Annotated in this window: 13 protein-coding genes; 5 read left to right on the top strand and 8 right to left on the bottom strand. The window is 52.7% G+C overall.

Features of this window, described 5'->3' with window-relative positions:
- Positions 1-47 precede the first annotated feature (47 nt).
- Positions 48-1,145, top strand: a complete 1,098-nt coding sequence (gene ddlA, locus EX31_RS23865) for a D-alanine--D-alanine ligase (protein ID WP_037037176.1) — start codon at positions 48-50, stop codon at positions 1,143-1,145.
- Positions 1,146-1,208: 63 nt separating this feature from the next.
- Here ddlA and EX31_RS23870 read toward each other — a convergent pair whose 3' ends face one another.
- The 5 genes from EX31_RS23870 to EX31_RS23890 form a co-directional block, all read right to left on the bottom strand.
- Positions 1,209-2,423 (bottom strand): MFS transporter, encoded by a 1,215-nt coding sequence (locus EX31_RS23870; protein WP_037037178.1) that lies wholly within the window; start codon positions 2,421-2,423, stop codon positions 1,209-1,211.
- Between the two features lie 246 nt (positions 2,424-2,669).
- On the bottom strand, positions 2,670-2,927 hold the full coding sequence (locus EX31_RS23875; RefSeq protein WP_013576351.1) for a multiple stress resistance protein BhsA: 258 nt from the start codon (positions 2,925-2,927) through the stop codon (positions 2,670-2,672).
- A gap of 152 nt (positions 2,928-3,079) precedes the next feature.
- Positions 3,080-3,337: a multiple stress resistance protein BhsA gene (locus tag EX31_RS23880; protein WP_015698030.1), complete on the bottom strand. Its 258-nt coding sequence runs from the start codon at positions 3,335-3,337 to the stop codon at positions 3,080-3,082.
- Between the two features lie 169 nt (positions 3,338-3,506).
- The gene (locus EX31_RS23885; RefSeq protein WP_037037181.1) at positions 3,507-3,764 is read right to left on the bottom strand and encodes a multiple stress resistance protein BhsA; all 258 of its coding nucleotides are present in this window, start codon (positions 3,762-3,764) and stop codon (positions 3,507-3,509) included.
- A gap of 416 nt (positions 3,765-4,180) precedes the next feature.
- The gene (locus EX31_RS23890) at positions 4,181-4,438 is read right to left on the bottom strand and encodes a hypothetical protein (protein ID WP_013576348.1); all 258 of its coding nucleotides are present in this window, start codon (positions 4,436-4,438) and stop codon (positions 4,181-4,183) included.
- 210 nt (positions 4,439-4,648) lie between these two features.
- Here EX31_RS23890 and EX31_RS23895 point away from each other — a divergent pair, with 210 nt between their 5' ends.
- Both EX31_RS23895 and EX31_RS23900 read left to right on the top strand, forming a co-directional pair.
- Positions 4,649-5,308 (top strand): TetR/AcrR family transcriptional regulator, encoded by a 660-nt coding sequence (locus tag EX31_RS23895; RefSeq protein ID WP_013576347.1) that lies wholly within the window; start codon positions 4,649-4,651, stop codon positions 5,306-5,308.
- A 17-nt stretch (positions 5,309-5,325) separates the two neighbouring features.
- Positions 5,326-6,192, top strand: coding sequence for an oxygenase MpaB family protein (locus EX31_RS23900; RefSeq protein ID WP_037037184.1), 867 nt, complete (start codon positions 5,326-5,328; stop codon positions 6,190-6,192).
- A gap of 3 nt (positions 6,193-6,195) precedes the next feature.
- On the opposite strand, the gene abgT is transcribed toward EX31_RS23900, so the two are convergent.
- From abgT to EX31_RS23915, 3 genes are all read right to left on the bottom strand, one after another.
- Entirely contained in the window at positions 6,196-7,719 is a 1,524-nt protein-coding gene (gene abgT / locus EX31_RS23905; RefSeq protein WP_013576345.1) for a p-aminobenzoyl-glutamate transporter, read from the bottom strand.
- Between the two features lie 104 nt (positions 7,720-7,823).
- The gene (locus tag EX31_RS23910; protein WP_051931140.1) at positions 7,824-9,290 is read right to left on the bottom strand and encodes a M20 family metallopeptidase; all 1,467 of its coding nucleotides are present in this window, start codon (positions 9,288-9,290) and stop codon (positions 7,824-7,826) included.
- Complete coding sequence (locus EX31_RS23915) at positions 9,290-10,606, bottom strand: M20 family metallo-hydrolase (RefSeq protein ID WP_037037187.1); 1,317 nt, start codon at positions 10,604-10,606, stop codon at positions 9,290-9,292. Before EX31_RS23915 ends, EX31_RS23910 begins: the two co-directional genes overlap by 1 nt.
- A 201-nt stretch (positions 10,607-10,807) precedes the next feature.
- Between EX31_RS23915 and EX31_RS23920 the strand changes: the two genes are divergently transcribed.
- Both EX31_RS23920 and EX31_RS23925 read left to right on the top strand, forming a co-directional pair.
- Positions 10,808-11,704 (top strand): LysR family transcriptional regulator, encoded by an 897-nt coding sequence (locus EX31_RS23920; RefSeq protein WP_013576342.1) that lies wholly within the window; start codon positions 10,808-10,810, stop codon positions 11,702-11,704.
- A gap of 141 nt (positions 11,705-11,845) precedes the next feature.
- A complete protein-coding gene (locus tag EX31_RS23925; RefSeq protein ID WP_037037189.1) occupies positions 11,846-12,952 on the top strand; it encodes a suppressor of fused domain protein in 1,107 nt (368 codons plus the stop codon).
- Positions 12,953-13,085: the final 133 nt, after the last annotated feature.

Raw genomic sequence — 13,085 nt, forward strand, 5'->3', positions numbered from 1 at the left:
TATAGAAACGTTCGCCGTCCGCTGAGGCTGGCGACAAGGAGCAGCAGGTGAGTAAATTACGGGTTGGTATTATTTTCGGTGGTAAATCGGCAGAGCATGAAGTGTCACTGCAGTCGGCAAAAAACATTGTGGATGCGATTGATAAACAACGCTTTGATGTGACATTGCTTGGCATTGATAAGAAAGGGGAATGGCATATTAATGATGCCAGTAACTACCTGATCAATGCTGAAAATCCGTCGCTGATTGCCCTGAACCGCTCGAATAACCAGGTTGCACTGATCCCCGGTCAGACTGAGAATCAGTTAATTGAGACTCACAGTGCCAGCGCGTTGTCGCAAGTGGATGTGATCTTCCCGATAGTGCACGGAACGCTGGGGGAAGACGGTTCCTTGCAGGGGCTGCTGCGCATGGCAAATATTGCCTTCGTGGGGTCTGGCGTGCTGGGTTCCGCCGTGAGCATGGATAAAGATGTCACCAAGCGTTTGCTGCGCGATGCCGGTCTGGCGGTTGCCCCGTTTGTGTGCCTGACGCGTGCGAACCGTCAGAAAAATACCTTTGCCAGTGTTTCGCAACAACTCGGTCTGCCGCTTTTTATCAAACCGGCGAATCAGGGCTCATCGGTGGGCGTCAGTAAAGTCAGTGATGAGGATGGCTATCAGCGTGCGCTGGATGAAGCCTTCAGCTTCGACCACAAAGTGCTGGTGGAATCGGCCATTAAAGGTCGTGAAATTGAATGCGCTGTGTTGGGTAACGATCACCCGCAGGCCAGTGTGTGTGGCGAAGTGATCCTGCACGACGAGTTTTATTCCTACGATACCAAATACATCAACGAATCCGGTGCTTCCATTGCGGTTCCGGCTGATTTACCCCGTGAGACCCACGACCGTATCCGCGCCATTGCCTTGCAGGCATTTCAGGTGCTGGAATGTCGCGGCATGGCGCGTGTGGACGTTTTCCTGACAGAACAGGGCGATGTCGTCATCAATGAAATCAATACATTGCCGGGCTTCACCAACATCAGTATGTATCCGAAACTCTGGGCAGCCAGCGGGTTAAGTTACAGTGAGCTGATCACCCGCCTGATTGAGCTGGCGCTCGAGCAACATCAGCAGGATAACCAACTGAAGAGTTCTGCCAACTGATTATTCGAATTTTGCATTGAGATGAAAAGGCAGGGAGAAATCCCTGCCTTTGTCGTTTTCTGATTACGCTCTGTAGTGCCAGAGTAAGATAACAACCCCGGTCAGGCTGGCGATTGACACACTATAAAGCGCGCCGGTTGCCCCGATGCTATCAGCCAGTAAACCGGCGGCGCCGGTGGCAAAAGCGCTCACCATAACTTGTCCGCGCCAGGCCAGAGCGCTGGCTGTGGTGACCTGCCTGCCCGCAAAATTTTGCAGCACGCCGAAAGTCCCTAATGTAAACACCACATTCGAGGCCAGATGAGCACCGAAAATCAGCATCAGACTGGCCACCGGCCAGGTGGAGAGGGGAGAAAGCAGAAAATATCCGCCCAGAAACAACATCAGGCATAGCAATAACCGTCCGTTGCTGGCGCTGTAACGGCGGAGTTTGTCGGCATTGAGCAATAACGGCCCGCAAAGTTGTCCCAGGCTACGGGAGAACAACAAAGGGAGCGCCAGACCTGTGGCTTCTTCAGGGCGGATTTGTTGCGCCAGTGCGGGCAATAATGCCATCGCGGGTGAACCGACGGCGGCGAGCGCCGGTAGCAGCAAGACGCTTCGTTTCTGTAGCGGTGAGTAATTTTTCCAGCGCAGTGACGCGGGTACGGCGGAATCAGCGGGCGTTGTGTCGGCGCATCTGGCCTGAAATATTTTCCGGGTGATCAGAAGCAAAATGGCAGATGCGGCAAAACTCAGGGCATCAAGCAGCAGAATGCTGAGTGGCGAAACAACATTGAACAACAAAACCCCTGTGCCGGTGCCGAGCATGACCTGCGCCGCGAAGATCAGCGTTTCCATTGCCGTCGCTGCCGGTAACTCATCAACACTCAGCCCGCGTTTGAATAACAACGTGAGCGCCGGATAACTCATCCCGCTGAGCAACGCCTCGGCAGACTGAACAGCCAGCAACGCGGAAATATTGTGTGACAGCAAGCCGTACAGCGGAAATATCAATGCCACCATGCCGAGAATTTCGGTCAGGATCAAAATCTGCAGCGGCGACATTTTTCTGCACAGGCGTTCGCCCCACAGACTTCCGATAAAGCCGGGCAATGTTGCCAGCATATAAGCGAAAGTCAGCGTAGCAGGGGAGGCGTTCCAGCGCAGCAGTTGACCAAAAACCACCACCTGCGTCAGGCCATTACCCAGAGATGATAAAATAAAGGCAAAGCCCAGCAGCCGCAGCCAGCGATGGCTGCGCAGTGCGCGTATGAGCGCAATTAATAACGAATTCATGAAAGGGATTCTCATCAGAAATAACAGAAACCCCGAATTGCCCGCAGGCAACAGGGAGAAGAAAAACTGTCAGTGATGAGAGTTCGTTACATTGGGAAAGAGGGCCTTAAGGAAATAGAAGAGAAAAATGTAGCACAAGGTCAGGCGGGCAGGGGGCATTCAGAGAAATTTTTCATAAAACACAGACACGAAAAAGGCGGCAAACGCCGCCTCTTCTGCTTACTGCTTTTTACTGCTTACTTCAGCTTATTTATACAGTTCAGCTGTGCCGTACAGATGGTTATCACCTGAAGCACCGATGATACGGTAAGAGCTTGCACCGGCTTCGCTGGCTTTAGCATTCAGTTTGTCCTGCAGGCTGCTCAGGCTGTTACCTGATGTTGCGCTGACCACACCAATTGCCTGCTGACCTGCCGGTGCGGACTGAACTTCAGTCGCTGCCAGAGTCGAGAATGAAGCGGTAGCCAGTGCGATTGCAGCAAGAGTCATTGTTACGTTTTTCATGTTATTTTCCTCATTTCGTTTTTTTTGAGCTTTGCCAGGCGTTGTCATCAACGTTCATTTAATGTGCAAAGCTGTCTTCTGTCCGATACAACATCTAGCTTATTAATCGTTAACTAAATGCTGTTGTACCCTTAAATTGCTTATTCTTGTGCTTATTTATACAGCTCAGCAGTACCGTACAGATGGTTTTCACCTGAAGCACCGATGATACGGTATGAGCTTGCACCCGCTTCGTTGGCTTTTGCATTCAGTTTGTTCTGCAGGCTTGATAAATCGTTGCCTGAAGAAGCACTTACCACACCAATTGCTTGTTGACCTTCTGGTGCAGACTGAACTTCAGTCGCTGCCAGGGTAGAGAATGAGGCGGTAGCAAGCGCAATTGCAGCTAAAGTCATAGTGATATTTTTCATGATGGTCTTCCTTTTTATCTGTTTATCAGCAGGTGATTATTAGGTCCGACTGTTATTTCTTAACAGTTGATAAGTAAATGTTAGACCTGGATCACATTCTGTGCAACTCATTTATTTATTAATCGTTAACTTATTGTGCGGAACAATCTGCTAACGAAATCTTCAGGCCTTATTTATACAGCTCAGCAGTACCGTACAGATGGTTTTCACCAGAAGCACCGATGATGCGGTATGAGCTTGCACCGGCTTCAGTGGCTTTCGCGTTCAGTTTTGACTGCAGTGTGCTCAGGTCACCGTTTGAAGAGGCGCTGACAGTACCGATAGTTTGTTCACCCGCAGGTACAGACTGAACCTCAGTCGCCGCCAGGGCAGAGAAAGAGGCGGTAGCAAGTGTCAGTGCTGCGATTGTCATTGCGATAGTTTTCATGATGTTAATTCCTGTTCGTCAATTTTTTATTCGGGGTGCCTTATTCAGGAACCTCAGTTTCGGGTCAACGTTAGTTATTAGTTAACGTTCGATAAGTAAATGATAGGGAGTGTTGAGAGTTTGTGCAAGATATTTTTTTAATGACCGTTAACTAATCGTGCTGTGATGAATGTCACGCTAAACGCGGTTTTTGTTTTCATTTTGTTAAATGAATGTTTTTAAAATGATTCGCGATAAGAATTGAAAATCCTTTATGCATAATTTTGCTGAATGAATCTTTAATGATCGCTAAGTTAATGGTTGGTTCTGGCCAGCGAGGGTGATAAAACATGGGGCGGCCAGGAAAAAGATAAGGCGACATAAGCCGCCTTATCGTGATTCCTGCCCTGATGATCTGTCGTCAGGCTCCGCGGCCATTAGTAATAAACAGAAGCGGGCTGATGACCAGAGGTTGAAGGCGCAGGTGGCTGAGTGGGAGAAGTAGGAATACGGCCCTGTTCGATTTTTTTGTTCGTACAGGTGGCCGGGTTACAGAAGTTACTGTCACCGGTCACATTGACCATCCGCACTTCCTGACTCTGCAAAGGCATCATGATAACCTGCTGTGCGGCAACATTGGCAACCGGTACAGCGGTTAATGCCAGAACTGCAAGAAGGATTTTAAAGTTACTCATGATGTTACGTCCTGAATGTGTTGTCTGCAAAAGGCTTATAAAAGCGTTTTAGTTGTGCAGCTTTGCGGGTTTGAGTGATTTTCTTATCGCTCGATAATTAAATGATAAACTCCGCTGGACTTGTGCGCAACTATTTTTAATAATGATCGTTAAGTTATTTCTATAACTATTTTAATAACCATAATCACAATGGTGATGGAAGGAGGGTGTATGAGCACTGAACAGACGGCTTTGGTCCGGAAAAGTCGCGGTCGCCCAAAACAGTTCGATCGTGGAACTGCTCTGAGCAAGGCCTTGAATTTATTCTGGCGCCATGGTTACGAGGCCACTTCATTAGCCGATCTGGTCGAAGCAACCGGTGCAAAAGCGCCAACTTTGTATGCCGAATTTGGTAACAAAGAAGGGCTTTTCCGCGCAGCCGTTGAACATTATCTGAAAAACTTTTACGAAAAGAGCTCATGTTTACTGAGCAGAACAGATTTGTCCGTTGAGGATACGGTTGGGCGCTATCTGCGTGCCATCGTTGAGCTGTTTACCGACTGCGACACGCCAAGTGGCTGCTTTATGATCAGCGCATCATCCGGGATGTCTTCATCTTCTGCGGATATTGCCGAAATGCTGCGTGCGCGCCACCTTTCGCAGGAACGCACTCTGTTTGAATATTTCGAGAAGAAAAAACAGAGCGGTGATTTGACTGCGGTAACCGACAGCGCGCTGCTGGCGAAATACCTGGCCTGCACCATTCAGGGCTTCTCCGTACAGGCCCGTGACGGCGCAAGTTCTGATGAACTCAACCGGCTGATTGACGTGGTCATGAATCTGTGGCCGGAGCTGACCAAAGCCACGGTTGTCAGCAAAGCCGCACATTAATCACTGAGTTAAGATAATTGTTAAGAAAGAGAATAGAACGTCAGGTGCTGAGTCTTTCGGGCCTGGCGTTAGGCGGTATAGACTTTGAGAATCCGCCGGGTGACCCGGGACTGTTTGGCCCTGACAGCATCACCTGGCGAATTCACGGAGACTTCTCATCCATGCTTTGTGGCGGCGTCAGTGCCTTATTGCTGCAAATGCTTCATCCGCTGGCGCTTGCCGGTGTCTGGGATCATTCCTCATTTCGTGAAGATATGCTCGGGCGACTTCGTCGCACCAGTCAGTTCATTTCCGGGACGACTTTTGCGCCTGTTAATGACGCCAACGCGTTAATCGAAAAAGTAAAATCCATTCATTTGCGGGTGACCGGTACCGATGCTTACGGCACACCTTATGCGGCCAGCGATCCGGATTTACTGGTCTGGGTGCACGTAGCCGAAGCGTACAGCTTCCTGCAATCGCATCTGCGTTATCGCAATCCTGCGCTCAGCCTGGCCGATCAGAACCTTTATTATCAGGAGTTTTCCCGTGTGGCGAAAAGCCTGGGGGCGGCAAATGTGCCGGAGAGTGTCGATGCGGTAGAAGCTTATTTGCAGGCGATGCGCCCGCAGTTGCGCTGCGATGAACGGACGCTTGAAGTGGTAAGATTATTGCAGAATGCACCCGCGCCGAGCCGTCTGGCCAGGCCGGTGGGCAGCCTGATGATTCAGGCTGGCATTGAATTATTGCCTGAGTGGGCAGCCATGCAACTGGGGATTCCCCTTTCCCCGCCGAAGCGCCGGAGGATTCGTTTCGCCACCCGTTGCATTTCAGGGGTATTGCGCTGGGCGGTGAGAAACGGCTCATGGCACCGGGCCATGCGCCGTATGGGGCGTCTGCACTGACCGTTAAAGATGCGGATAAACGCCCGGACCGATCGGCAGACCCAGCAGATACCAGCCCACCAGCATCAGCAGCCACACCACGAAAAACACAATCGGATACGGCAGCACCAGCGAATAATAGGTGCCGAGTTTCGCCTCTTTGTTGTAGCGTTGCAGGAACCCGAGGAACAGCGGCACAAATGGCGACATCGGCGCGAGCGGGATCACCGAAGAATCCGCGACGCGGAACACGATTTGCGCGAACGCCGGATGGAAACCGAGCAGCATAAACATCGGCACAAATATCGGTGCCAGAATCGACCAGATGGCCGAGCCGCTGGCGATAAACATACACAGCAATGCCGACAGGAAAATCAGGCCGAGAAACGCCGGGATGCCGGTCATGCCTAAGTTTTCCAGCACATCCGTCAGCCCGATCGCCATGAATTTCCCCATATTACTCCAGTTGAAAAACGCCACAAACTGGGAGAGCGGGAACACCATCACAATAAAACCCGCCATGGATTTCATCGGATCCACCAGCAAATCCGGCACGTCACTGGCGCTGCGGATCTGCTTCGTGACCATGCCGTAAGGCACTGAAATCACGAAAAAGAACAAAATAATCAGCGGCACTATGCCCTGAATAAACGGCGAAGGGATGATGCCGCCGGTTTTCGGATTGCGCAGCGGCGCGGCTTCCGGCACCACCAGCAAGGCCACCAGGGCGATAAACACCAGCGCTGCAATGCCGCTCGCCATCAGGCCACGGTTTTGTTCCGGCGTCAGCTTTTTCATCTCTTCGTTACGCTCGCCGTGATACACCGGCAGGCGCGGTTCAACGAATTTATCGGTCAGAATGGCACCCACGATGGTCAGCAAAATCACCGAGGCTGCCATAAAGTACCAGTTGTCGATCACACTGACCTGAACCGCCGGATTAATCGCCTTTGCCGCCTCGGTACTCAGACCGGATAACAACACATCGGTGGTCACAATCAGCAGGTTAGCCGTGAAACCGCAGCCCACACCGGCGATAGCCGCCAGTAAACCAGCCACGGGATGACGTCCGACTGCGAGGAAAATCAGCGCGCCCAGCGGCGGCATCACCACCAGTGCGGCATCCGACGAAATGTGGCTGAAGAAGGCGATAAAAATCACCATATAGCTGGCGTAACGGGCGTTTACTTTGGACGCCATTTTGTACATCAGGCTTTGCAGCAGCCCGACGCGCTCCGCCAGTCCGGCACCAATCACCAGCGCCAGAATCGAACCGAGCGGGGTAAATCCGCTGAAATTTTTAATGACGTTCGGCAAAATCCACTGAATACCTTCCACACTCAGCAGGTTTTTTACATGGATGACCTCACCGTTGGTTGGGTTTACTGCCGTAATATTCAGCCATGAAATCACCGCACTGGCGACCATCAGCACGGCGATCAGGTAAACAAATAACAAAAACGGGTTGGGAATTTTATTCCCCACACGTTCAACCCACTGAAGAAATCCCCCCGGACTCTGGCCGGAATCTTGCGCCTGAATACTCATCTGTTAACCCTCTGTCGTGTTTGTCTTTTTTATATTTATGCCGCTCATCCGTGCCGGAACGGGACGCGAATGAGCGGTTTACATCATTAACTGACACCCGTGATTTATTTCAATGGCGAAGGTTTTACGCCTGCCGGGATCGGGCACTGATACGGGCGTCGTGCACGTTGTGCATCGCGCTCTTTCTGACAGGCCGCCAGTAAATCCGGCCGGGTGAACAGGTCTATCGCGGTCGATGACATGATTTTCGCTGCCAGACACATGCCTTTATGGGCGATGGAGGTCCGCCCCTGCGACACAATCTGCCAGGTATGCAGCGGCGAACCGACGGCAAAACACGGGCTGAAACACTGCGCCGTCGGCACCAGCCAACTGACATCACCGACGTCCGTCGAACCGTAGAGGATATTGCCGTTCGGGGCATACGGAGCAACAGAGTCTGTCAGCGGGGAATGGCGCAGGGTTTCGGCGAATTCCACGCCTTCCGCGCCGCTGGTACGGGAGATATTCAGCAGATTGTTTTCGATATCCTGTTCGCTCAGCGTGGCATGAATCGACGCCGCAAACGCCCGCTCTTCGGCGGTGTAATGCGGAGTGCCGAAAGCCTGCACATACTGATACATGGCGCTTTCCAGTGTGCGGTTGGGCACGTAGTTGGAACAGGCCTTGTCAAAGCGCATCGACATTTTTGTGCCGGTCATCAGCGCCGCACCTTTGGCAATATCCACTACGCGGTCGAAAATCGCCTGCGCCTGATCCATTTGCGGCGCGCGTACCAGATACAGCACTTCGGCGTCTGCCTGCACCACGTTGGGCGAAATCCCGCCCGCGTTGGTGATCGCGTAATGCAGGCGCGCTTCCTGAATGATGTGTTCGCGCAGGAAGTTCGCGCCGGTATTCATCAGCGTCAGGGCATCCAGCGCGCTGCGACCCAGATGTGGCGCGGCGGCGGCGTGTGAGGACACGCCTTTAAAGCTGAACGACGCCTGAATATTGGCCAGCGTCTGGTTGCTGAACATGCCGCTGTAGGTTTCCGGATGCCAGGTCAGCGCGGCATCGACGTCATCGAACAACCCTTCGCGCGCCATAAAGGTTTTGCCGGATCCGCCTTCTTCGCCCGGACAGCCGTAAAAACGCACCGTGCCCTGAATGTTTTCACGTTCCATCCAGGCTTTTACGGCCAGCGCGCCACCGAGTGCCGCCGTGCCGAGCAGGTTATGGCCGCAGCCGTGGCCGTTACCGTTTTCCACCAGTGGCTGCGCTACATCGCAACCGGCTTTCTGGCTTAAACCGGCCAGCGCGTCGAATTCGCCGAGCAGAGCGATCACCGGTTTGCCGCTGCCGAAGCTGGCGATAAATGCCGTTTCCATGCCACCCACGCCGCGCTCAACGGCAAATCCGCTGGCGTCGAGTTTGTCGGCCAGTAATGCAGAAGAGAAGGATTCGACAAAGCGGGTTTCAGGATGATCCCAGATGGCATCGCTGATTTCTGCCAGCGCGGGTTGCTGGTTATCGATGAAATCATTGATGAAATTCACGACGTTCTGTTGATGTTGCACTTGCGACGTCATCAGCGTTCCCCTTTGAATTCAGCGATATTCAGCGCCAGTGCCGCCAGGGTTTTAATGCCCTGAGACATCACTTTTTCATCGAAATCAAACAGTTCATTGTGATGACCCGCGCTCAGATCAGTGCCGAAAATGACATAAGAGGCTTCGCCGCCGCGGGCTTTTACGCGCTCCATCATATAGGTGGCATCTTCCGAACCCGCTGCGCCTTCCTGACGGTCGATAATCTGCTCAAACTCGCCGAGTTTTTCCGCCTGACGGTGGATGTAATTCACCCAGGCGGGCGTCGGCGTGCTGCTTTGCGCCGCGCCCATCAGTTTGATGTCGAATTTCACCTGATGCATTTCGGCTGCGCCGGAAATCACTTTCAGCGCCTGCTGATAAATAAATTCGTTCACCTCATTGGTGGTGCCACGCGTTTCTACTTTCATCGTGGCGCTGGAAGGCACCACATTGCGCCCGGTACCTGCCTGTAAAACGCCGACATTAATGCGTGAATCACCGCCACTATGACGCGGGATCGCATGCAAACCCAGTGTTGCCTGCGCCGCCGCCAGCAGGGCATTGCGGCCATCCTCCGGCTTACCGCCCGCATGTGAGGCCACGCCGGTGAAGTGCACGTCGAGCTTGGTCGTTGCCATAAAAGTATCGTTACCGCAGACGATGTGATTAGCCGGTACGCCGGTGCCGATATGCACGGCGGTGAAATATTGCACGTCGTCCACCACGCCCGCTTCAACCATGGATTTCGCGCCGCGCGTGCCTTCTTCGGCAGGCTGGAAAATCAGCTTGATGGTGCCGCATAGCTGGTCGCGAACCTGCATCAGCACGTCTGCCAGCCCCAGGCCAATGGTGGTGTGACCGTCGTGACCGCAGGCGTGCATCATGCCGTTATTGGCCGAAGCAAACCCGTCGCGGAACGGGCGGTGCTGTTCTTCCTGTACTTCGTTTAAATCCAGCGCGTCCATATCCACCCGAAAACCCATTACCGGGCCGGGACGACCGGTTTCCAGCGTGGCGACAATCCCGGTGAAACCACCGGAGAAATGCGGCATCCAGCGGGCAATCGCGCCTTGTTCCAGTGCGCGCTGCTCCTGTTCGGCCAGCACGGCAGCGGAAGGCAGCCCCATACGCGAATCAGCGTCGATAACTTCTTTGCCGAGTTGCAGTGAATAGCCCAGTTTTTCCAGATGATCGGCCACCAGCGTGGAGGTACGAAATTCCAGCCAGCCGGATTCGGCGTATTTATGCAGATCACGACGTTGCTTTTGCAGGGAAGGGAACAGCTTTTCTACACGTTCAGAAATCTCATTAACCATCACGGACTCTCTTTTTACACAGACATGCAGGCTTTCCGCACAGCGGCAGAAAGGAGGAAATCAAAGCTTCGGGAAGTGCAGACCCGCACGCAGAAAGCGGCGAAAGGTGGCCTGATATGATTTTCAATGTACATAAAGCGTTCAGGGCATATAAGATGCCAAAATCTTCTTAGTGATAATCAGGGGTTATCAAAGAATCTCATGCCATCACAAATAAAAATGCATCAGTTGCGGGCGTTTGTTTCGGTCGCACGTCAGGGCAGTATTCGTGCCGCCAGCCGGATGCAGAATCTTTCACAGCCCGCGCTGACCAAATCAATTAAAGAACTGGAAGAAAATCTGGGGGCGAGGTTATTTGTCCGTCGCCGTCAGGGCGTGACGCTAACTGATTGTGGTGACGCGTTTTTTAAGCGCGCAAGCCTGATTCTGGAAGAGCTGCGGGTGGCGCAGGAAGACATCGCTCAACGCCTCGGCGGGACCAGCGGCAGGGTCAATATCGGCGTCGGGGCCAGCATTGCCCGCACCATCATGCCGGAAGTCATTGACCGTTTTCACCGTGAATTCCCCCATGTGAAGGTGCGGATTGCCGAGGGACAACTGGTATCAATGATCCCGGAGCTGCGTCAGGGCGAGCTGGATTTCACCGTGAATACCTATTATCAGGGACCCTTTGATAACGAACTGTTATATGAAAAGCTTATGGATAAAGAGTATCGCGTGGTGGCAAGGCGTGGTCATCCGATGCAGCATGCCCGTTCGATGCAGGAGCTTTTGCATTGCGACTGGACGATGCCGACGCCACGCGGCAGCTATTACAAACTGCTCAGCGAAGTGTTCAGCGAAATGGATGCCGAGCCGAATATCAGCGTGATTTGCGAAACTTTTATGTCCTGCACCAGCCTGATCGCCAAAACCGATTTTCTCAGCGTGTTGTCCGTCGATGTCATTAACGATCCGGTGATCGGCCAGAGTCTGGTCGCGCTGGATCTTGATCTGCCGCTGCCGAAAGCCACGTTCTATCTCATTCAGCGACGTGATACCACGCTGACGCCGATGGCCGCGCATCTGGCGCAGCTGTTTCGGATGTATTGCCGCTGATGTTGATATTTTGACAAAAAAGCACCTGTTTTAATGATTTATCGGGGATTTTTGGGAATATTGCCCGTTATCGGCCTGGCTTATCCGTTCTACACTGACCATCACAGGGAATAATAAGCTTCCTGATATTGTTGAGGTCATATGCGCCAGTCCGACATTGTTGCTGAAGTCAGTAACGACAAACAAACCCTGACCGCGCTGGTCGAGCAGGATAACCGCGTGGTGTATTTCTATATTTTCGCCCGCGAAGATTTGCGCGACCGCTTTCCGAAAATGCGCGCCTGCTGGGTACGTAATCTGGTACCCGCACCACTGAACGATGACACAGAGGCAATGGAGCAGGGGATTGCCCCGATGCTGGCGGCGCAATACTGCCGCAATCTGGAGGGTGAAGCGCCGCTGGATCCTGCACAAATTCAGATCCTCTGGAATGAAAGCGATGACGGCGCGGCGTTGTGGTATCAGGGATTATTGCTGGCGGTGATCCCCGGCTGGAGTTTGTATATCGACCATTCGGTGTGTTATTCCGCCGGCTGCATTAAACAGAATCCGCTGACCTTCCCGCTGGGTTCTGCCTCGACCAACACGCAATGTGAACTGGCAGAAAAGACCCGCCTGTTCTGGCGTGACTGGCAAAATGAATTCAGCAATCCGTGGCCGAAAATCCAGCGCAAGCTGCTGGAATCCTACGAAGATCGCTTTGGCTCATCACTGAAATATTATCTGATCAATCAGGGCAACTGGCCGCCAATGGCGATTTCCCAGCATGAAGACGAAGAAAACTATTACTTCTTCACGGTCGGCATGAGTATCCGTCCGATGCCGCAAATTGATATTGTTTTCAACGATGAAGCAGAAAAGCATCGTCGCATCGAACTCGCATTTTCGGTCGGCAAAGAATATGTGACGGAAGAAAATGCCGTGCAGATGGCCAGCGCGTTATCCGGTTATGCACAGATTCCCTGGACGACTCTCAGCTGGTTGGGTGAAGGCCACACGCTGATGTCGCCGATGGCACCGCTCGGCTTTGAAGGACACGTGATTTCCTCCGCATTATGCGGTCCGGCAGACAAAATGCGTCTGCCAAAAATTTACGGGGATCCGGTGAATCTGTTTTGGGTCAGTCCGGTGTTTACCAGCGAACTGGAGTTTGCGCAGGCCAGACCGAATGGCGGATTTGAACTGGTCGCCGCGATGATCAAGAACGATATCGGGTATGTGTTTGCGCCGAGAAGTGCGGTGGTCTGATGTCACTCTCTCAGTTTTCTCACAGAGATGAGTAAGAATACCGATCTGCTCCCTCCCCTGCGAAGGGGAGGGTTGGGGTGGGGTATTAAAGAAGAATCAAAGAGTTGAAGAGTGCAGTACCTATTGTGTTGTC

The sequence above is a fragment of the Rahnella sp. WP5 genome (genome assembly GCF_000745615.1).
GTDB classification, from domain to species: domain Bacteria; phylum Pseudomonadota; class Gammaproteobacteria; order Enterobacterales; family Enterobacteriaceae; genus Rahnella; species Rahnella aceris.

Bases quoted from the DNA above. Each gene is read 5' to 3' on its own strand.
- EX31_RS23870 (WP_037037178.1), bottom strand. From the start codon at position 2,423: ATGAATTCGTTATTAATTGCGCTCATACGCGCACTGCGCAGCCATCGC.
- EX31_RS23875 (WP_013576351.1), bottom strand. From the start codon at position 2,927: ATGAAAAACGTAACAATGACTCTTGCTGCAATCGCACTGGCTACCGCT.
- EX31_RS23880 (WP_015698030.1), bottom strand. From the start codon at position 3,337: ATGAAAAATATCACTATGACTTTAGCTGCAATTGCGCTTGCTACCGCC.
- EX31_RS23885 (WP_037037181.1), bottom strand. From the start codon at position 3,764: ATGAAAACTATCGCAATGACAATCGCAGCACTGACACTTGCTACCGCC.
- EX31_RS23890 (WP_013576348.1), bottom strand. From the start codon at position 4,438: ATGAGTAACTTTAAAATCCTTCTTGCAGTTCTGGCATTAACCGCTGTA.
- EX31_RS23895 (WP_013576347.1), top strand. From the start codon at position 4,649: ATGAGCACTGAACAGACGGCTTTGGTCCGGAAAAGTCGCGGTCGCCCA.
- abgT (WP_013576345.1), bottom strand. From the start codon at position 7,719: ATGAGTATTCAGGCGCAAGATTCCGGCCAGAGTCCGGGGGGATTTCTT.
- EX31_RS23910 (WP_051931140.1), bottom strand. From the start codon at position 9,290: ATGACGTCGCAAGTGCAACATCAACAGAACGTCGTGAATTTCATCAAT.
- EX31_RS23915 (WP_037037187.1), bottom strand. From the start codon at position 10,606: ATGGTTAATGAGATTTCTGAACGTGTAGAAAAGCTGTTCCCTTCCCTG.
- EX31_RS23920 (WP_013576342.1), top strand. From the start codon at position 10,808: ATGCCATCACAAATAAAAATGCATCAGTTGCGGGCGTTTGTTTCGGTC.
- EX31_RS23925 (WP_037037189.1), top strand. From the start codon at position 11,846: ATGCGCCAGTCCGACATTGTTGCTGAAGTCAGTAACGACAAACAAACC.